This window comes from Aristophania vespae, from assembly GCF_009906835.1.
Lineage (GTDB): Bacteria > Pseudomonadota > Alphaproteobacteria > Acetobacterales > Acetobacteraceae > Aristophania > Aristophania vespae.
In genome coordinates, this window is record NZ_CP047652.1 from 1,157,484 (window position 1) to 1,176,884 (window position 19,401).

A 19,401-nucleotide genomic window follows, 5' to 3' on the forward strand; every position below is an offset into this window, starting at 1 on the left:
TTATTAGCGTTAAAAGGGGGCTGACTTCTTTTTAGAGGTAGCCCCCTTTTCTCTTGCCCTTTTTTACACTTTTAAGTAGCGAAATTAGCTATGAAATTTCTTGATCAGGCCAAAATTTATATTCGCTCTGGCGACGGAGGGGATGGCGTCATCGCCTTTAGACGTGAAAAATACATTGAATTTGGCGGCCCCGATGGCGGTGATGGCGGTAGAGGCGGTCACATCTATTTTCGCGCTGTTCCAAGCCTGAATACCCTCATAGATTTTCGCTATACTCAGCATTTTCGCGCTCGTAAGGGAGGCAATGGTGCAGGTTCAAACCGAACGGGCGCTGCTGCAGAAGATATTATTATTAATGTCCCTATAGGCACACAGATTCTCGATGAAGATAGAGAAACGCAAATAGCTGACCTTGATGAAGAAGGTAAAATAATTCTTCTTTGTCGTGGTGGTGACGGAGGGCATGGCAATAGCCATTACAAAAGCAGCACAAATAGAGCTCCTCGCCGCGCTGATAAAGGCTATACAGGAGAAGAACGCTGGGTCTGGCTACGTCTAAAGCTCATTGCCGATGTTGGGCTTGTTGGCCTCCCTAATGCAGGAAAATCCACTTTTCTTTCTGTCGTATCCCGGGCTCGCCCCAAAATTGCAGATTACCCCTTCACAACCCTTCACCCACAATTAGGTGTTGTCCGTCTCAATAATGTTGAAGAGTTTGTTATTGCAGATATCCCTGGCCTTATTGAAGGTGCCAGCGAAGGACAAGGATTAGGAGACCGTTTTTTAGGTCACGTTGAAAGATGCGCCGTTTTATTACATCTCGTTGATGGAACGCAGGAAGACCCTGCTGCAAACTGGGAACTCATACGCCGTGAATTACAAGCTTATGACCCTAATCTTGCAGCTAAAAAAGAAATCTTAGTTCTTAATAAATGCGACGCCCTCACCGAAGAAGAAATCGAAATTAAACGGAAAAATCTATCTGAACTATCAGGCCAAGAAGTTCACCTTCTTTCTTCTGTTAGTCGTGATGGATTAGATGAGCTGCTTCGCCTTTTGCAAAATGAGGTGAATGAAGGCAAAAAGTCCTAACCATCATAAATTTCCCGCCTCATAGTAATGAAGCGGGAAATTTAATTCTTTTGGCCTCAAAATTTTAGACCAAAATTACTTATTTCAGCTCTACCTATATTTACGAAGCCTGAATTTTTGAATTGGCTTTTCCAGCTTAGTCAGTCCAAATAACCGTTAGACTTCTTACCCCCTGGGCCCCTCTAATCAAAACACCTTGAATATCTGCTGTCGCAGAAGGGCCGCTCATCAAAACACCATAAGCAGCGCTTTTAAACTCTTCCCGCTCCTGGTAAGCTGTATGCATATTGGCTGTTAAGTCACTTTTGGACAATAAAACAATGAGATGTTGTGCTAAATGCACATCTGCCAAATGATCGCTAAGCTCCTTTTCACTTAAGAAAATAGCGCCCATTTCAGCAATACCAAAAGGTGAACGCACAACCATTACATCAACAAGATTGGCTTCTTTTAAGCTACGAAGATCCGTAATTTTAAAAGACGCCTTAAACTCATCTGTTGCTGAGCATATTTTGACGTCTGGAAATTTACGACGAACTGCCTCTTCTAAGCTCTCCCCCTCTTCACGCGGCCATAAACTTCCACCCATGCGCAAAAGATTATCTTCAAAACGTTTTGGCGATGCATCGAGATCACCAAGAGTAACCACATCAGGTAAAGGAAATTGCTCTGGCTGGGGTATTTTTTTCTCCCGTAACTTGGCTAAAATAACATCACGGGCATTTTGATGAATTGTCGTCATTGAACCTGCCCTCCTTTTTCAGACTGTTTTTGGGCAGATTTTAGCCTGTTTTGGCGATACCAACTATTGAATGTCTGCTTTACAGGGTGAGGTAATTCCCTATGTTTTCCCCACGGATTAAGATAATTATATAATATAAAACGTGGCATAGTACTTAAAGCTACATTCGTCCCTTTAATAGCAGCCCGGTAAAGACGTGGACTTGCAAGTAATCTTCCAGCCATTTTCATGATTTCTTTTTTTACAAAAGGAATTTCATGTTCTTCTACTAAAACGCGGCGCCATTTAAATATTTGCTCATGTATATTAATTTTAACAGGGCAAACATTTGTACAACTGCCATTTAGTGTTGAGGCAAATGGAAGAGTGCTATATTTTGTTTTATTAAAAGTTGGGTCAATAATCGCCCCAATAGGTCCCGAATAGACAGCTCCGTAAGATTGTCCACCGGAACGACGATATACGGGACATGTATTCATGCATGCACCACAGCGAATACATTTGAGAGATGACCAGAAATCATCCATTGCCAGCCGGTCAGAACGCCCATTATCAACTAAAATAATGTGCATTTCGCCGTTCTTTTTAGGCTTTCGAAAATGGGTCGTATATTGTGTGATAGGAGAGCCCAGGGCACTACGCGATAATAAGCGAATAAAGACACCAAGGTCAGACATACGTGGTACGATACGCTCAATACCTAAAGTTGCAATATGAAGCCCTGTAACATTTGCGCTAAGATCAGCATTACCTTCATTTGTGCAAACAACAAAGCTACCAGTTTCTGCAACCAGGAAATTACCACCCGTCATACCTGCATCAGCATTTAAAATAATTGGACGCGCGGCCTGTCTTTGTGCCTCGGTTAGACTGTGAGGGTCATTATCATTGGGATCTGTATTATAGTGTTTGGCAAAAAGAGCAGCGACGTCACCAGTTAATTTTTGCACAGCAGGTAAAACAACATGGCTTGGTAGCTGATTATCGAGCTGCTGAATGCGCTCTCCCAAATCAGTTTCTGTGACTGTAATACCCTGTGGTTCCAAATATTCACGCATTTCACATTCATCAGTAATCATTGATTTGCTTTTAATCAGTGATTTGGCATGATGAGACTGTAATATTTCATTCACCAGACGATTATGTTCTTCTCCATCGCGTGCCCAATGAACATAAATTCCATTGGCTTTGGCATTTTTCTCAAACTGTTCAAGATATTCAGGCAAATTAGCCAGTGTGTGTTCTTTTATCTCTGAAGCTTTTTGACGCAATTCCTGCCATTCTGGCAAAATATGCATTTCTTGATCGCGTTTTTGTCTTACGTCCCAAAGACGTTCATCATGAAAGTGATAATGTGCTTTTTCTTCTAAAAATTTAGCACCTTCATGAGCATGGGCAACAGGCTTTACACTCATGACCTTGCTCCATTCAATATTTCAGCAATATGAATAAATTTTATATTTACATTATTTCGTTCAGCACAACCTTGTTGATGCATCATGCATGACGTATCAGCTGAAACAATATAATCTGCTCCAGCATCATGATGGTCCCTGACTTTATCAAGCCCCATCTGAGCAGAAATAGCCTCTTCCGTAACCGAATAAGTACCGCCAAAACCACAACATTCATCGGGCCTTTGAGGTTGAGCAAAGCTTATACCCTTAACAGCAGATAAAAGCGTTTTGGGTTTTGAAAAAAAGGGTTCGCCTAACTCGGACATACTTGCCGTGCGCAATGATCTTAAAGTCGCACAGCTATTATGGATGCCAACTTTATGAGGGAATTCTGCCCAGGGAAACTCGCGCACTTTCAAAATGTCATGGATAAATTCAACAAGTTCATATGTATTTTGGCGCACATGTTTCACTTCTGAAGTTTGTTCAATCGCGTCAAAATTATCACGAATATGATGCACACAACTCCCCGTAGGGCCAACAATAACGTCACAATCAGAAAAGTTTTTTATAAATAGTTCTTCTGTATCATGTGCATCTTTATTGCAGCCAGAATTTGACATTGGCTGTCCGCAACACGTTTGATCTAAAGGATAATAAACATCTTGACCTAGTTTTTCTAACAGTTCCAATGTTGCTATAGCTGCATTTGGAAAAAATGCATCCATATAGCACGGGATAAATAATCCAACTTTCATTTAATCTTGCTCCAGTGGGATAATTTTACCATATTACTTAGAAATACTAATAAATTTGGTACAAAATCCCTCTTAAATATTGACATAATCAATATTTATTATAGTTTTCAATTTTTTATTTATTTTACACCTCCTATATTAGATGATACTATTACAATCATCTAATATAGGAGAATTTTTATTTAAAGTTACGCTGATGCTTTAGTTGACCCACCAAGTACAGGAAGTGGCTCCATAAGAAGCTTGTTATCTGTGTAATCGACAGCAATGGCTATTACAACAGGTCCCTCTGTCTCCATGCCTACTTTTAAAGCGGCTTTCAGCTGATCAACAGACGTGACATTAATACCTTTTGCGCCGCAGGACTGTGCGTATAAGGCAAAATCAATGTCACCGAACGAAACAGCAGCATCGCGTCCATATTTCTTTTCTTCTTGGATTTTGACCATATCATAATGATGATCAACCCAAATGAGATGAATAAGGTTCGATTTCAAGCGAACTGCCGTTTCAAGCTCCATTGAAGACATCATAAAGCCCCCATCACCTGAAACTGAAATAACTTTCTGTGCAGGATTAACTAGGCTTGCCGCAATACCCCATGGCAATCCGACGCCCATCGTCTGCTGACCGTTACTAATAAGGATTTGACGTGCTCTAAAAGCATGAAGATAGCGAGCAAGCCAAATATGGAAAGATCCCATATCAAAGCAAAGCGTAACATCCTGTGCGACGAACTGCTCAAGAGTACGCACGATTTCCAAAGGATGCAGCATGTTTTTATGATGGCTTTTGGCCTTTGCAAAATCGCGGCTCTGATCAGCTCTATAAGATTCTAAAATTTGCTGTAAGTCAGATGTTAAACCGATCTTTCCTACTTTTTTAAAAAGCTGTCTGGTGGTCAGAGCAATATCACCAATTAACTCACAATGCGGTGCATAAGCATTATCGATTAATGCAGGAACAACATCGATATTAATGATAGGACGATCAGCTTTGTGATTCCATAATACAGGATCATATTCAATTGGATTATAGCCAATGGCAATCACCAAATCAGCTTCATTCAGCAAATGATCGCCATGCTGATTACGAAATAGACCAATACGTCCACCAAATTGAGGCAATAAATCACGCGAAATGGCACCTGCCGCCTGGAATGACCCAACAACAGCACAACCAGTATGTTTTACAAATTCGCGCACTGCCTGAGCGTTTTCTGGTGTGCTTGCAAGCATGCCTAATAAAATGACAGGCTTTTTAGCTTTTTTGATTTCATTAGCCGCTTCACTAATGACATCTTCTGGAGCTGGCCCCATTTTGGGAGCTTTGCGTGTTGCCAGAACTTCTTTATCAGCTGTCTGTAAAAGCACATCCATTGGCGTACTAACAAAAGCAGCACCAGGACGGCCTGATTCCGCGGCACGAAGAGCATTTGTGATAATCTCAGAAGTTGCCTCTGGAGCACAAATTTCAGCACTATATTTTGTCACTGGCCGAAGCATGCTGACAGTATCCATGCTTTGATGAGTGAGCTTTACCAAATCTGCACGACCAACAGCACCACCAATTGCCAGAACCGGGTCACCTTCTGAAGTAGCTGTTGCCAAACCTGTTGTCAGGTTGGAAACACCTGGCCCTGATGTCACAATAGCAACACCGGCTTTGCCTGTAATGCGCCCCAAACCACCAGCGATGAAAACCGCATTTTGTTCATGACGAGCTGCAATTGTCTGTATTGATGAATCTTCTAAAGCTTCGAACAGTCGATCAATCTTGGCTCCTGGAATACCGAACACATGTTTAACGCCATGGGCTTCGAGATTACGGACGATAAGATCAGCAGCCGTCTGATCAGATGATTGATTTGGTTTTTTTGTCATAAGGGCAACCTGTTGTGAAAATATTAAGGGTAATAATAAAAATATGAATAGTTAGAACTGGCTTAGCCGCCTTCAGCTGTCCTGATGGACTCACTTAAATTTTCTGGCGAAAGATCAGCCTCAGCAAATTCTTTTGTGCGAGGAAGGGCGATTTCTAAATCCGAAATACGGGCTATCTCAAGCTTGCCCTTTTTCACAATATAGTCTGTGACATGCCCACCATGTTTGCCGTCATCACTCAGGACATGAAGATGATAACCAGCAACATTAATTCCCTGCATGTAAGACGGGGTTCGGAAACCTAACATCGTCCCAGAGATATTATTCATCGTAAAAGTAGGTTGTTTGGCGACCACATCCAACATATGAGGATAAGGCTTGCACTGACAAAAGACTGTGCGTGTATCAACAGTCTCAAACTCACCGGTAAAACGTATAGCTCCAAAAAGATTTGGGTTAGCCAATAATTCATTCACTTTGGCTTCAAACGCTTCTTTATTGCAGGGCTTATCCAGAGTGACAGTAATTTCTGGCTCAAAGAAAGTAACGCTAGCAAAGGGCGTTTTTAAATCGCCAGAAGCACTTGAAGCAACACCCTCTGCACGAAACTGCTTCACAACGCCTTCAGCGACAATCATTTCTCCATCAAGAGCATTAAAGGTGCCCAAGCCGAAATCACCGTGCTCCAAAAGGCTATCAAGTGTCATATCACCATCATAAACGGCATCTAATAAAGCAGCCATTGTTGATGTTTGATAAAGCCGATTTTTCACACGAGGTAAATTTTTCTTTTGGCTAACAGGCTCTGTCATAAGACCCCCTAATTTATTCGGACTCAATTATGATAAAGAGATGTTGACCCTATTACAAATATATAGTTATCACTATATCCATACTTAAAATATATACCTTACACCATTAAAAGCCGTTCGATGTGAAATTATGGATATAAGACACTTTAAATATTTCATTGCCGTAGCTGATGCTGGCAGCATTACACTTGCCGCTAATCGCCTGGGCATGGAGCAACCTCCTTTGAGCCAACAATTACGCAAATTAGAAGAAAATCTGGGGGTTTCTCTTTTTATACGCCAAACGCGCGGTGTGGCCTTAACAGAAGCTGGGCGCATGTTGCTGCCACAAGCACGGCTTCTCCTAGAACTACGAGAACAATTTATAGAAAACGCCAAGAGTTTAGCAGAAGGTAAAAAGGGCCATTTACGCATTGGCCTGGCCGGATCTGTGCCCCTACTTCCTGCCATCCCCTATGCTATTCGACAATTTAGCAGTATGGCGCCCGATGTTATTCTTTCTTTGGAAGAGAGCAACACGCCAGCTTTATGTAATGCTTTGGTCAATTATAAAATTGATATTGCTGTCATACGTCCTCCCGTCATTCAGGCCGAACTTATTGACGTTATCCCTTTATTTAATGAACCAACATTAATTGCTTTACCGCATGGACATCGTTTTTCACATTATGAGAAAATTCACCTCAAAGATATGGCTAACGACCCGCTCATTATTTTTCCAAGAGAATTAGGGCCAGGACTTTACGACTCTATCGTGGCTGCCTACCAGCATGCTGGTGTTACACCGCCCCTCGGCCAACAGGCTCCCCAGGTTGCAGGAACAATTCCTTTGGTTGCTGCAGGATTAGGTGTTTCGGTTGTACCGCGTTCTTTACAACAATTACATGCAGGTGGCGTAACCTATCATGAAATTGCAGAGCCTGCTCCTTATGCCAATTTAGCGATAGGTGTGCGAAAAAAACAGAACAGGCCCTTAGTGCAACATTTTAGTAAATTACTAAAAGATATTTGCACAAATTACACGCTCTAGAAGTTCAGACTTCTCTCATCATGCGTCTTTTTAAAAAACGAAAAGCGTGAAAAATTTGTACAATAAATTGTCAAAACAGGAGAATATTTACATGGCCTGGTATTTTACGCTTCTAATTCTACATCCCTAAAGCACGACGATATATATCTAATAATGTTTCCTGCTCTTCAACCTCGGCAGGTTCCTGCTTACGAAGTTTAATAATTTGTTTAATAACCTTGACATCAAACCCGGCAGACTTTGCTTCTGAAAAAATATCTCTGATATCGCCACCAAGAGCTTTACGCTCTTCTTCTAACCGTTCGACCCGTTCAATAATTGAGCGCAAACGGTCAGCAGCAATACCACCTGTTGTTACAGTTTCTGAATCCATTGGCTCTATACCCTTTTAAATTTACCGACGAATGAACAAACGTTGCGGCTTATCGCGCCATTCTTTTATGGTCAATGACCTTATATTTGGCAACGCAAAAAACACTCTTTTTTCAAAGTCTTTTTGGCAATTTCCATTTTAAGATAGGAATTTTTTATATTATTAAATGGAAGAATTTATTGTCAATTCAGTTATTCTTGAATTAACGCACTCTTGACAGATTATAAGAGACGGGCGTTCTTAGGGACCTGGGATTAATTCCCTTTATATAGGCGCACCGCAGCTAGCGCCCCAATAGGAAAGGCCGTTCTCATTATGGTAGGTTCCCAGCAAACTGCCCCTTTTGATTATATTATTTTTGGTGCAACGGGTGATCTTACAATGCGTAAGCTCATCCCTGGTTTATATAATCAGCTGCGTATTGGTCATATTCCAAAAGATGCCCGTATTATTGGCACTGCCCGTTCGCACCATACACGTGAAGAATTTATCGAACTCGCCCACCAGGCTTTAGACCGCTTTATTCCTGAAGTGAATAAAGATGAAGCTATTATTTGTGAGTTCCTCAAAAAAATTGATTATGTTGTTCTTGATGGCACGAAAAGCGATAGTAACTGGAAAGAATTAGGAAGCAAACTTAACAAAGCTCCTGATGATCGCGTTCGTGTTTTTTATTACTCTACTGCTCCTCATCTATTTGGAAGCATTAGTAAAAATCTTTCTGAACATAAACTTATCACAAAAGAGTCTCGCGTTGTTCTGGAAAAGCCAATTGGCACTGACAGTGCATCAGCTAACGAGATTAATGAAAGTGTAAGTCGCTATTTTAGCGAGCACCAAATTTACCGTATTGACCACTATCTTGGAAAAGAAACCGTCCAGGATATTACAGCAATACGTTTTGCTAATCCCTTTATGGGAGCTGTGTGGTCCCACGAATATATTCAGAGTATTCAAATTACAGCTGCAGAGACTGTCGGTGTCGAAGGGCGCGCTTCTTATTATGATACGTCAGGCGCCTTACGCGACATGATCCAAAACCATCTGCTGCAAATATTGAGCCTTTGCGCAATGGAAGCGCCAAACTCTCTTGAAGCAGACGACGTCCGCAATGCAAAAGTGGCTGTTTTAAAAGCTTTGCGCCCTATTAAAGGCGAATCTATTCGCAATGAAACCATGCGTGCCCAATATACTAAGGGTGGCATAGGTGACCAACCTGTCCCAGGCTATCTTGAAGAGCTGGGTCATGACAGCAACACCGAGACATATGCTTTAATGAGAGCTTATGTAGATACACCACGCTGGAAAGATGTGCCTTTTTATCTTCGCACACTTAAGCGTTCTACAGTCAAAGTGAGCGAAGTTGTGGTAACGTTTAAGCCAAGTGCTAACGGTGTCTTTAAACACCGTGCCGGTCTAAACAAACTTGTCATTCGTCTGCAACCTAACGAAGGATTGGAGTTATTCCTTAACGCTAAGGATCCGTCTTCACCAATTTTCTCTTTCCAGCAACTACCTCTTTCAGGAAAATTTGCTACTGTAGATGGCTCGCCTATTCCTGATTCATATGAGCGCCTGATGCTTGACGTTGTACGTGATGACCCAACTCTCTTTATTCGTCGTGACGAAGTAGAAGCTGCATGGGCCTGGGTAGAACCTACCTTGCAGGCTTGGGCTGAAGATAAAGTTCCTATGGAACATTATGCTGCCGGCTCTCGTGGGCCAATCGCTGCCAAAACATTTATTGCAAAAACAGGCGATGAATGGCACGAAAATATGAAGCTTTAACAGGCTAGGCTCTTTATTTTCATTTCATATTCTTTCAAAAAAGAGGATGTAAATTCGCATCCTCTTTTTTAATGGACTTTGTTTTTTGACCCAAAAGCCTCAATCAAAGCGTTCAACGCTCTTCAGTAGTAAAAAACCACGCTCTATTAAAAAACACATTATTAGTCGTCTGGTCATTCTTGTTCCGCTGCTTCTGATCATGTTCTTCATGGCCCGTAACGGCGTATTAGATACAATTTATGACCAAATCACTTTTAAAAAAACGAGCTGGTTTGATAATAGCGCCTTAGTAGAACATTTACGTACTGTCATTCGAGATCAAAAACTCTCAACCTTGCCGCGCAAATGTTTAGTTTTTGTCATTAATGGCGATTCTTCAAATAATGAGCCGATCATCAATGTACTGGGACGACACGGAAATGGTTGCCCAGGAACAGAAGCTTCAGCGGAAGATTTATTTAAAATAAAAGTTAATCGTTTAGCACGTTATATTGCCACTGATGCCGGCTCTCCCGGTAATTTTCGCCCTCTTATTTCACGCTAGGTCATTCTTACTCTTGACCAAAGGTAAATAGAAAGGCAGTCTCCCCTCCGTCAGACGGTCGGGCGATCGCTAAGGTAATATTTACCTTGGAGGAAAGTCCGGGCTCCACAGAAAAACGGTGCCGGCTAACGGCCGGCGAGGGTGACCTTAGGGAAAGTGCCACAGAAACAAAACAGCTTGCCGGCTTTTTAGTTTTCTGAAAAGTGCAAGTAAAGGTGAAACGGTGCGGTAAAAGCGCACCGCGCTTTTGGCAACAAGAGCGGTCATGGTAAACCCCACCGGGAGCAAAACCGAATAGGAACAGCTGACTTAATTATAAGTCAGAGGATTCTGCCTCGCTGTTCGGGTTGGTTGCGTGAGACAGGTTGTAAAACCTGCCCTAGATGAATGATCGCCCCATTTCTTTCATGAAATTGGACAGAACCCGGCTTATAGACCGTCTGACTCTAAGACTCCGATATTCATATATTTGCAAATATCAATTCTAATATTTCATTCATAAATTTTTCACAAATATATAAATTTAATACTTTATTAACCTTAAAGAAAGTCTTTTTTAGGGCTTTCTTTATCTCTCTTAAATATTCCCAGTTTTACGCTAAATTTCTAACAAAGATTTTGACGTCCCATATTTTCCCATGTTATCCCAAAGAGTGAGATTTGTCCCCTTAGAGGGAAATATCGAGCATTTTCTATTTTTGTAAAGAATGGCAAAGGGAGCATCGGTCGCAATGAGCATGTTTTTAGGCACTCATTGTAACCGTTTCGATGCCAAGGGACGTGTCTCTATCCCCGCGCCATTTAAAGCTGCTTTAAAAGAACAAACACAACCAGGTGAAGCTTTGCTAATTTTGCGTCCGTCACATTTACATCCATGTATAGAGGGATGGACATCCCGTAGATTTTTATCACTTACAGCACCATTGGCTGAATATGATCCCTTTTCGGAAGAACATGAGGATCTTGCTACAAGTTTATATGCAGATGCTTATCCACTTGATAGTGATAAAGAAGGCAGAATTACCCTCCCCGATATTTTAAAACAGCATGCCCGACTTGAAAAAGATGTCACCTTTATGGGGCTAGGACGAATTTTTCAGATCTGGTCACCCGAGGCTGCCTTACAAAGACGAACTGAAGCCAATAAACGCGCGAAAACTTTAAGTTCTTGTTCCAATATTTCTGCTACAGCCATGCATAAAGGGAAAGATCATGCATAACGGTCATTACCCTGTCATGCTGAGTGAGGTTATAAAAAGCCTTCATATAAAGAAAAATGGCCGTTATTTAGACGGAACCTTTGGTGGAGGTGGCTATAGTCGTGCCATTTTAAGCGCAGAAGATAATATCGTTCACGCCATTGACCGAGACCCGGATGCCATAGAACGTGGGCATAAATTAGCAGAAGAATTTTCTCAGAGATTGCATCTTCATCAAAGCACATTTGGTGACATGTATACCCTCTTTAAAAATGAATCTCCTTTTGACGGTATTGTACTGGATTTAGGGGTTTCTTCTTTTCAGCTAGACCAGGCAGAAAGAGGATTTTCTTTCCGTTTTGACGGAAAATTAGACATGCGCATGAGCGCCAAAGGGCCCTCAGCTGCTGACATTGTTAATACTGAGAGCGAAGAAAATATAGCCGATATTCTCTACCATTATGGAGAAGAAAAGAGATCGCGCCATATTGCGCGGGCTATTATTCAAGCCCGTGCACAATCCCCTATTACAACCACTTTTGCCCTGGCTGATATTATAAGGAGCTGCGTACCGCGTGAGCGTCACAATTTTGACCCTGCAACACGCAGTTTTCAGGCATTGCGCATCGCTGTTAATGACGAACTTGGTGAGCTTGAACGCGCCCTTATATCCGCTCCCCAATTACTGGCCCCGGGTGGCATTTTTGTCGTCGTAACGTTTCATTCATTAGAAGACCGCCTCGTCAAACGCGCCATGGCTCAGCTAAGCGGTAAAACAGCACACAAATCACGTTATCTACCTGTTGAACTAGACGCAGCGAAAGAAAATCCTTTTTCGCTCCTTTATTCAAAACCTCTTAACCCCAGTGAAGAAGAACTTAAACAAAATACACGCTCAAGAAGTGCTCGTTTAAGAGCGCTGTACCGCCATGATAACGCAGGAGCACAAGTATGATTAGGCCTGTAACACTCATCTGCGCTCTTATGGCAGCAGTTTCTGGGCTATTTCTTTACGCGAAAAAACACGATACCCTGGTTTTAGAGCAAAAGATCACACAGCTTGTACGCGATACACACAAAGTACAGGAACAAACCGCTATGTTACGTACTGAGTGGGCTTTGCTTAACCAGCCTGATAGATTAGCGGCATTATCCGAACGGCTTTTACCTGATTTACAAATGATACAACCCAAACAGTTTGTAAAATTAGATAAGCTGGCCTCTTACCTACCACCCGTTAGTCATAAGCCTTTGTTAAATGTCGTGGCTCAAGCTAAAGAGCCAGATATTCATACGCCACCAGCAGACACAAATATTACTAAAAAAACTGATACGAATTCTAATCAGGTCAAAGATAATATAGCTAAAACAACGCCTGTAAGCACAGCCACAAAATTGGTGCGTAATGAAGAGCCTAAAACTAAGCGTCCTCAAAAACGCCTGATTGCTGAGAAAACGGCAAATCACACATCCAGTCATAAAACGTCATCGCTGGAACAGACGATCGCCATGATGACAAAACGCTCAAAAGAAAAACATGCTCAAGAGAGCCATAGTCTAAAAGCTTCTACAAAAAAGCCGCAACATAATGATGCCCTGCCTCACGATGATGTAGCGCGCTCTAACATCGAGACTGTTTCATGGACTAAGTCTCGTGACGACCATCCTCCTAAAAAGAAAGATCATATAGTGAGTGCAATAAAGGTTCAGGAACCCCTTCCCCCTCCAGTGCCTCTGACAAACTAGCTCTGCTGCAACAGCTTTATTTATTGAAATGACACAATGTCAGAGAATAATTTTTCTTCGCCCTCCCCTGGCTCTTCTGACCGGCTTGTAAAAGACGCGCCCATTTCTGCGTCTTCTAAAATATCTAATAAATCTGACAAAAAGAAATTTAATAAAAAAACACGCATTCCGAAGCAGAAAAAAGAAAAGCCTAAAGTTACACCTCTTGAACGTAGCCAGGGGCGTCTTGTTTACGTTGGGCTTGGATTTCTAATTTTATATGGGGCTGTCAGTTTTAAAGCTATTGTGGCAACGGTTTTGGCACCCATGGCCCCGTTACCGAATCAGATTGCGACAACGTTACCGGAAATTCCCACGCCAGACCCACAGGGCCTTATGGGAAGCGGCTTTTTACTTCCTAACGTAAAACGTGCCACAATTACTGATCGAAACGGGCAACCTTTGGCACTTTCCCTGCCAGTTGTACAAGTTTACGCCAATCCTATGGAGATTATAGATCCAGAAGATGTGGTGGAAAAATTATTATCTGTTTTACCTGACCTTAAAAAAAATATTCTTTTAAAAAGGCTTCATCAGAAAAAACAATTTGTTTATTTAGCTCGTAATATTTCTCCAACACAAGAACTTGCCATTAATAACCTTGGTATTCCTGGTTTATACTTTGAAAATGGCGAAAGACGCCATTACCCATTAGGCAATATTGGCGCACATGTCTTGGGTAGTGTCGATATAGATGATCACGGCATTGCCGGAATTGAACGCTATTTCGATAAACGTCTCATGAATGATAATACGCCTTTGCGTTTATCAATTGATGCACGCGTACAATCAGCCATTAGAGAAGAACTTAACAACGCCAAGGAACATTTTAAAGCAATTGGGGCAAGTGCAATATTAATGGATGTACGCACTGGCGAAATTATTGCCATGGTTAGCTTGCCCGATTTTGATGCTAATAATTTTTCTCACGCCCCTCCAAATGCCCGCTTTAACCGGGCTGTAACAGGCATGTATGAGCCAGGCTCCACTTTCAAGCTGCAAACGGCTGCCATGGCTTTGGAATTAGATGTTGCTCATATATGGGACAGCTTTTCTACCATACCAATCCGTGTCGGGCGCTTTAGAATAAAAGATCTTAGAACAGATCACTTTGCTCCCTGGCTTTCTCTGCCGGCTATTATGGCTTTTTCATCTAATCCAGCTTCAGCGCATATAGCTTTGGATGTTGGTGCAAAACGCCAAAGGGAATGGCTTGGTAATATGGGTTTTCTCGACCGTGTTCCGATAGAACTTCCCGAGACGGGACGCCCTATTGTGCCATCCTTAAAAAATTGGAGTTTAACCACCGTTATGACGGTCGGTTTTGGTCATGGTGTAGCAGAATCCCCTCTTGCTATTGTTCGTGGGACTGCCGCTACAGGGAATGGAGGCATTCTTGTGACACCCACCCTTGTTGCTCAAAACCATAGCCAGGATGATAACGACACCGTAATACCTAAAGGTAAAAGAGTCATTTCACAAAAAAACTCTGACATATTAAGGCGTATTTTACGGCTTGTCGTCAAAAAGGGTATTGGCCGTAATGCTGAAAGCCCAGGCTATTTTGTTGGAGGCAAAACTGGAACAGCAGAAAAAGTCGGTGCACATGGCACTTATTTAAAGCATGTTAACATTACTGCTTTTACAGGGCTTTTCCCAATGAATGACCCGCGTTATGCACTCTATGTCATGTTAGATGCACCACAACCCACTCCCGAGACGCATGGATGGACAACAGCAGGATGGATAGCAGCGCCTACATTTTCTAAAATTGTAACCCGCACTGCGCCAATGCTCGGGTTATTTCCACCTTCACCCGAGCGCGCGGAAGAAATTGAGCAAAGTCTTGCCATGCCTATGAATCCGCCCGTTCCAAGAGGAGTCAGACCTCTTGGCCCAGGCAATGACCCGGGTGAAATAAAAGCCAGAAGCCTTAACCGCTCACGCTCGAAAGGCCGTTAATTCACTTTCTCGTATATAAGGCCCTTTATCATGCTTCTTTCCTCTCTGCTTGGTCATTATGGCTTACATAATGTTCCCCAACATGATGTCACCATTACTTCAATTACAGCAGACAGCCGCAAAATTGAGCCAGGAAGTCTTTTTGTAGCCATTAAGGGCCTACATCATGATGGGGCAGCTTATATTCCACTTGCCATTTTTAACGGTGCCGCTGCTGTTGTTACGCATTCATCAGAGAATGACTTCAATATTATTGAGCAGCACGAAAATGGCCGTATAATTCCCATTATTAAAGTCTGTAACCCTGCTCATTTCCTGGCAATTGTCTCGATGAAATTGGCAGGAACACCACCTCATTATATTGCTGCCATTACTGGCACAAACGGAAAAAGCAGCACTGTCGATTTTTTGCGTCAAATTTGGCAATTTATGGGCTATCCCTCTGCAAGCATTGGCACTTTAGGGCTCATATCAGATACAAATCTCCCTCCTCTCCCAGCCCTCACAACGCCAGATGCTGTAAGCCTGGCTTACGGTATGGCTAATTTGAAAAAACACGGGATCGATCACGTTGCTGTTGAAGCATCTTCTCATGGATTAACGCAGCATCGTCTGGATGGTCTTCCTATTAAGGCCGCAGGATTTTCTAATTTAACGCGTGATCACCTTGATTATCACGGAACGTTAAGTGCTTATAGAGACGCAAAATTAAGGCTTTTTACTGAGCTATTATCACCAAAAGGCATTATTGCCTTTAATGCCGATATGGATCCAGAAACTGTTTCTATAGTTTATAATATTGCCCATGCACGTGGGTTTGATCTGCGCGATATCGGTCGCAAGGGAAGAGCAATAACGATTAATAATATTATCCCTAGTGCAACCGGGCAAATTTTAAATCTTTCACTATATGGCAAAGTTTTATCGCCAGTTCATTTGCCTTTGGTAGGATCATTTCAGGCAGAAAATGCTCTTTTGGCCGCAGCTTTATGTTGGGAAAAAGAGGAAGAAGCGTCAGAAATAATTTCTCTGCTTTCCCGGTTAAAAAGCGTTCCTGGTCGTTGTGAATTGGTAGCAACTCTTCCCCATGGCGCTACGGCCTATGTTGATTATGCACACACGCCTGACGCTTTAGAGCATATTCTTTTAAGTCTAAGGCCACACACTCAGGGCAAAATTATTCTTGTTTTTGGTGCTGGGGAGATCGGGATAAAGGTAAACGCCCTTTAATGGGACAAATTGCAGCAAGGCTCGCTGATAAAGTCATTATTACTGACGATAATCCACGCACCGAAAATGCAGCCACAATCCGTTCTGAAATTAAACTAGCCTGTCCAGAAGCTATCGAAATTGCTTCGCGCTATGATGCAATAAAAGCGGGCCTGACAGCCCTAGACGATGGAGATATTCTTTTAGTAGCAGGCAAGGGGCATGAAAAAGGCCAAATTATTGGCGATGTCACCAATCCCTTTGATGACCGGGATATAACACGTTCCCTAGCGCAAGATATTTATTCATGAAAATATTATCTCCCCTCTGGACAAGTGAAGACCTTAGAGCCGCAACAAAAGGGACTCTCAAAGCAGAGATAGAAGCTTTTGGTGTTTCTATTGATACAAGACAAATAAAGAAAAACGATCTTTTTATAGCTTTATTAGGTCATAATTCAGATGGCCACCGTTTTATCAAACAGGCTCTTGAGCAGGGGGCAAGCGCTGTAATGGCGCATGATCGTGATTTTCTGACAAAAGAAAATCTCATTCATGACCCACGTATCTTACTCGTGAAAGATACAATGAAAGCGCTGGAAGATCTTGGTCAATTTGCCCGTAATCGTTTTAAAGGCAGGACTATTGCCATAACAGGCAGTGTCGGTAAGACAACAACAAAAGAAATGCTCCGCCAAATTTTAGGCGCTTATGGGCTGGTACATGCGTCAGTTGCCTCTTTTAATAATCACTGGGGCGTGCCTTTAACGTTAGCTCGCCTTCCTCGCGAGGCTGATTTTTGCATTAGTGAAATTGGCATGAATCACGCTGGTGAAATCACGCCCCTCGTTGCACAAGTCAGGCCTGATTGCGCTATTATTACAGTTATTGGGAGTGCTCATATTGGCTATATGGGTAGTCAAGAAGCAATCGCCTTAGAAAAAGCCCACATATTTGAAAGGCTCAATCCAGACCATTCTACAGCAATTGTTGCTGAAGATGCGAATTATGAAGAGATCTTAAAACGCTTTTTACCTGCAAATACCACTCTTTGGCATTCTGGCTTTAGTGACAAAGCAGAGCTGCATATTTCGCAGTTAAATCTATCAGACACTGGCAGCACTTTTCTTTTCAGTACCCCACACCAAAAAGAACAGGTCACATTGTCAGTGCCAGGTGAACATTTCGTGCGCAATGCCGCACAAGCCTTGGGGGTTGTGGCCTCTTTTAATCTGGATCTTGCTCCCTCTATAAAAGCTCTCAAAAATTTTGTCCCTGAAGCCGGAAGAGGTCAGACGAAATTAATAAACGAAACTATTACCCTTATTGACGAAAGCTATAATGCTTCTCCCGAAAGTATTAGGGCAGCCTTAAAGTCTTTGTCTTTAAAGCCTGCAAGCCGTCATCTGGTCGCTCTTGGTGATATGTTAGAACTTGGGGATTATGCTCACATAGAACATACGAAATTGGCAGCCTCGCTCATAAACTGTCAGGCTCTGACTTTTTGTTGTGGGGTCCATATGAAAGCACTTTACGAAATTCTTCCACCTTCGCTCCAGGGTGGGTACGCTGAAAGTGCAAAAAGTCTTTTGCCTGTTTTGCAAAAAACACTCAAACCCTTTGATGTTTTACTTGTTAAAGGAAGCTTGGGTAGTCGCATGAAAGACCTTATAGAAGGCCTTGAAAATAATTTTTCCTCTATTGAAAAAAACCAAACCGAGGTTCGAGATACATGCTCTTCGATTTAATTGCTGCCCATACTTCACCTCATGGTGGTTTTTTCAACCTGTTTCATTATATTACGTTCCGTGCTGGATGCGCTTGCCTCACAGCTTTATGCATCACCTTATTTTTCGGGCGGCCTTTTATTGCCCACTTAAAGCGTATCCAGCGTGAGGGACAACCAATCAGAGCTGTTGGACCTGAACGGCATATTCTTGAAAAAGCTGGCACACCAACAATGGGTGGTTTACTGCTTTTAGGCTCTCTTGCAGTCTCCACTCTATTATGGACCGATTTACATAATGGCTTTATATGGGCCGTCTTGTTAACAACACTCTGCTTTGGTGCTGTTGGCTTTATTGATGATTACCAAAAATTAGCACGGAAAAACTCTACAGGCTTAACGAAGAAAACGCGTTTGGGAGCAGAATTTCTTGTCTCTATTATCGCAGGTATCTGGCTTGAAAGCCTGACACCCCCAGAAATCCGTAACGCGATTGCATTTCCTTTTGCCAAAAGCTTTATTCTACCTCTGTCCTATGCATTTCCTCTCTTTGCAATGATAACAATTAGTGGCTTTGGAAATGCCGTAAATCTGACCGATGGACTTGACGGCTTGGCCACTGTCCCCGTTATCATAGCGGCATTAGTCTTTGCTCTCATTGCATATTTAGTCGGTAACCGCGTATTTGCTGATTATTTACAACTTCATTACATCCCCGGCACAGGTGAATTAAGTGTATTTTGCGCTGCTCTCATTGGCGCCGCATTGGGGTTTTTATGGTATAATGCTCCCCCGGCAGAAGTTTTTATGGGAGATACGGGTTCGCTCGCTCTGGGTGGTGCTCTTGGTGCTATAGCTGTTGCAGTCAAGCATGAGCTCGTTTTATGCCTTGTTGGTGGGATATTTGTTGCCGAAACTTTATCTGTTATCATTCAGGTCTTTTGGTTTAAACGCACAGGCAAGCGTATTTTTTTAATGGCCCCTCTGCATCATCATTTCGAAAAAAAGGGCTGGCAAGAACCAAAAATTGTCGTACGCTTCTGGATCATAGCATTCATCCTGGGCCTGTGCGGCCTGGCAACACTGAAATTACGATGAAAAT

At 42.4% G+C, this 19,401-nt stretch carries 16 protein-coding genes, 1 other RNA gene and 1 pseudogene; 12 read left to right on the forward strand and 6 right to left on the reverse strand.

The genetic code is table 11. From position 1 onward, the window contains the following. The first annotated feature begins 90 nt into the window (after positions 1-90). On the forward strand, positions 91-1,092 hold the full coding sequence (gene obgE, locus GT348_RS05195; protein ID WP_160618806.1) for a GTPase ObgE: 1,002 nt from the start codon (positions 91-93) through the stop codon (positions 1,090-1,092). Positions 1,093-1,228: 136 nt separating this feature from the next. Here the strand turns inward: obgE and GT348_RS05200 are convergent, their stop codons facing one another. The 5 genes from GT348_RS05200 to budA all read right to left on the reverse strand — a co-directional run bounded on the left by GT348_RS05200 (position 1,229) and on the right by budA (position 6,684). Then, positions 1,229-1,834 (reverse strand): LutC/YkgG family protein, encoded by a 606-nt coding sequence (locus tag GT348_RS05200; RefSeq protein ID WP_160618807.1) that lies wholly within the window; start codon positions 1,832-1,834, stop codon positions 1,229-1,231. Continuing rightward, the gene (locus GT348_RS05205) at positions 1,831-3,249 is read right to left on the reverse strand and encodes a lactate utilization protein B (protein ID WP_160618808.1); all 1,419 of its coding nucleotides are present in this window, start codon (positions 3,247-3,249) and stop codon (positions 1,831-1,833) included. Before GT348_RS05205 ends, GT348_RS05200 begins: the two co-directional genes overlap by 4 nt. Next, positions 3,246-3,989 carry a (Fe-S)-binding protein gene (locus tag GT348_RS05210; protein ID WP_160618809.1) on the reverse strand — a complete coding sequence of 248 codons (744 nt, stop codon included), beginning with the start codon at positions 3,987-3,989 and terminating at the stop codon, positions 3,246-3,248. The genes GT348_RS05205 and GT348_RS05210 overlap by 4 nt, the downstream gene beginning before the upstream one ends. A 188-nt stretch (positions 3,990-4,177) precedes the next feature. Then, complete coding sequence (gene alsS / locus GT348_RS05215) at positions 4,178-5,872, reverse strand: acetolactate synthase AlsS (protein WP_160618810.1); 1,695 nt, start codon at positions 5,870-5,872, stop codon at positions 4,178-4,180. Between the two features lie 62 nt (positions 5,873-5,934). Then, on the reverse strand, positions 5,935-6,684 hold the full coding sequence (gene budA, locus GT348_RS05220) for an acetolactate decarboxylase (RefSeq protein WP_160618811.1): 750 nt from the start codon (positions 6,682-6,684) through the stop codon (positions 5,935-5,937). 130 nt (positions 6,685-6,814) lie between these two features. Between budA and GT348_RS05225 the strand changes: the two genes are divergently transcribed. Continuing rightward, positions 6,815-7,714: a LysR family transcriptional regulator gene (locus GT348_RS05225; protein ID WP_160618812.1), complete on the forward strand. Its 900-nt coding sequence runs from the start codon at positions 6,815-6,817 to the stop codon at positions 7,712-7,714. Between the two features lie 118 nt (positions 7,715-7,832). Here GT348_RS05225 and GT348_RS05230 read toward each other — a convergent pair whose 3' ends face one another. After that, the gene (locus GT348_RS05230; protein ID WP_160618813.1) at positions 7,833-8,087 is read right to left on the reverse strand and encodes a DUF2312 domain-containing protein; all 255 of its coding nucleotides are present in this window, start codon (positions 8,085-8,087) and stop codon (positions 7,833-7,835) included. 315 nt (positions 8,088-8,402) lie between these two features. Between GT348_RS05230 and zwf the strand changes: the two genes are divergently transcribed. The 10 genes and pseudogenes from zwf to mraY all read left to right on the forward strand — a co-directional run bounded on the left by zwf (position 8,403) and on the right by mraY (position 19,397). Beyond that, positions 8,403-9,875 (forward strand): glucose-6-phosphate dehydrogenase, encoded by a 1,473-nt coding sequence (zwf, locus tag GT348_RS05235; protein WP_160618814.1) that lies wholly within the window; start codon positions 8,403-8,405, stop codon positions 9,873-9,875. An 85-nt stretch (positions 9,876-9,960) separates the two neighbouring features. Beyond that, positions 9,961-10,419 carry a hypothetical protein gene (locus tag GT348_RS05240; RefSeq protein WP_236646426.1) on the forward strand — a complete coding sequence of 153 codons (459 nt, stop codon included), beginning with the start codon at positions 9,961-9,963 and terminating at the stop codon, positions 10,417-10,419. Between the two features lie 50 nt (positions 10,420-10,469). After that, an RNA gene (rnpB, locus tag GT348_RS05245) (RNase P RNA component class A) lies at positions 10,470-10,867 on the forward strand. A gap of 283 nt (positions 10,868-11,150) precedes the next feature. Beyond that, the gene (gene mraZ, locus GT348_RS05250) at positions 11,151-11,639 is read left to right on the forward strand and encodes a division/cell wall cluster transcriptional repressor MraZ (RefSeq protein WP_160618815.1); all 489 of its coding nucleotides are present in this window, start codon (positions 11,151-11,153) and stop codon (positions 11,637-11,639) included. Further along, the gene (rsmH, locus tag GT348_RS05255; protein ID WP_160618816.1) at positions 11,632-12,573 is read left to right on the forward strand and encodes a 16S rRNA (cytosine(1402)-N(4))-methyltransferase RsmH; all 942 of its coding nucleotides are present in this window, start codon (positions 11,632-11,634) and stop codon (positions 12,571-12,573) included. The genes mraZ and rsmH overlap by 8 nt, the downstream gene beginning before the upstream one ends. Further along, the gene (gene ftsL, locus GT348_RS05260) at positions 12,570-13,364 is read left to right on the forward strand and encodes a cell division protein FtsL (RefSeq protein WP_160618817.1); all 795 of its coding nucleotides are present in this window, start codon (positions 12,570-12,572) and stop codon (positions 13,362-13,364) included. Before rsmH ends, ftsL begins: the two co-directional genes overlap by 4 nt. A gap of 36 nt (positions 13,365-13,400) precedes the next feature. Next, on the forward strand, positions 13,401-15,365 hold the full coding sequence (locus GT348_RS05265; protein WP_160618818.1) for a peptidoglycan D,D-transpeptidase FtsI family protein: 1,965 nt from the start codon (positions 13,401-13,403) through the stop codon (positions 15,363-15,365). Positions 15,366-15,395: 30 nt separating this feature from the next. Continuing rightward, a pseudogene (locus GT348_RS05270) lies at positions 15,396-16,885 on the forward strand (UDP-N-acetylmuramoyl-L-alanyl-D-glutamate--2,6-diaminopimelate ligase). Beyond that, on the forward strand, positions 16,882-18,321 hold the full coding sequence (locus GT348_RS05275; protein WP_160618819.1) for a UDP-N-acetylmuramoyl-tripeptide--D-alanyl-D-alanine ligase: 1,440 nt from the start codon (positions 16,882-16,884) through the stop codon (positions 18,319-18,321). The pseudogene GT348_RS05270 and the gene GT348_RS05275 overlap by 4 nt, the downstream one beginning before the upstream one ends. Then, positions 18,306-19,397: a phospho-N-acetylmuramoyl-pentapeptide-transferase gene (gene mraY, locus GT348_RS05280; RefSeq protein ID WP_160618820.1), complete on the forward strand. Its 1,092-nt coding sequence runs from the start codon at positions 18,306-18,308 to the stop codon at positions 19,395-19,397. The genes GT348_RS05275 and mraY overlap by 16 nt, the downstream gene beginning before the upstream one ends. Positions 19,398-19,401 lie beyond the last annotated feature (4 nt).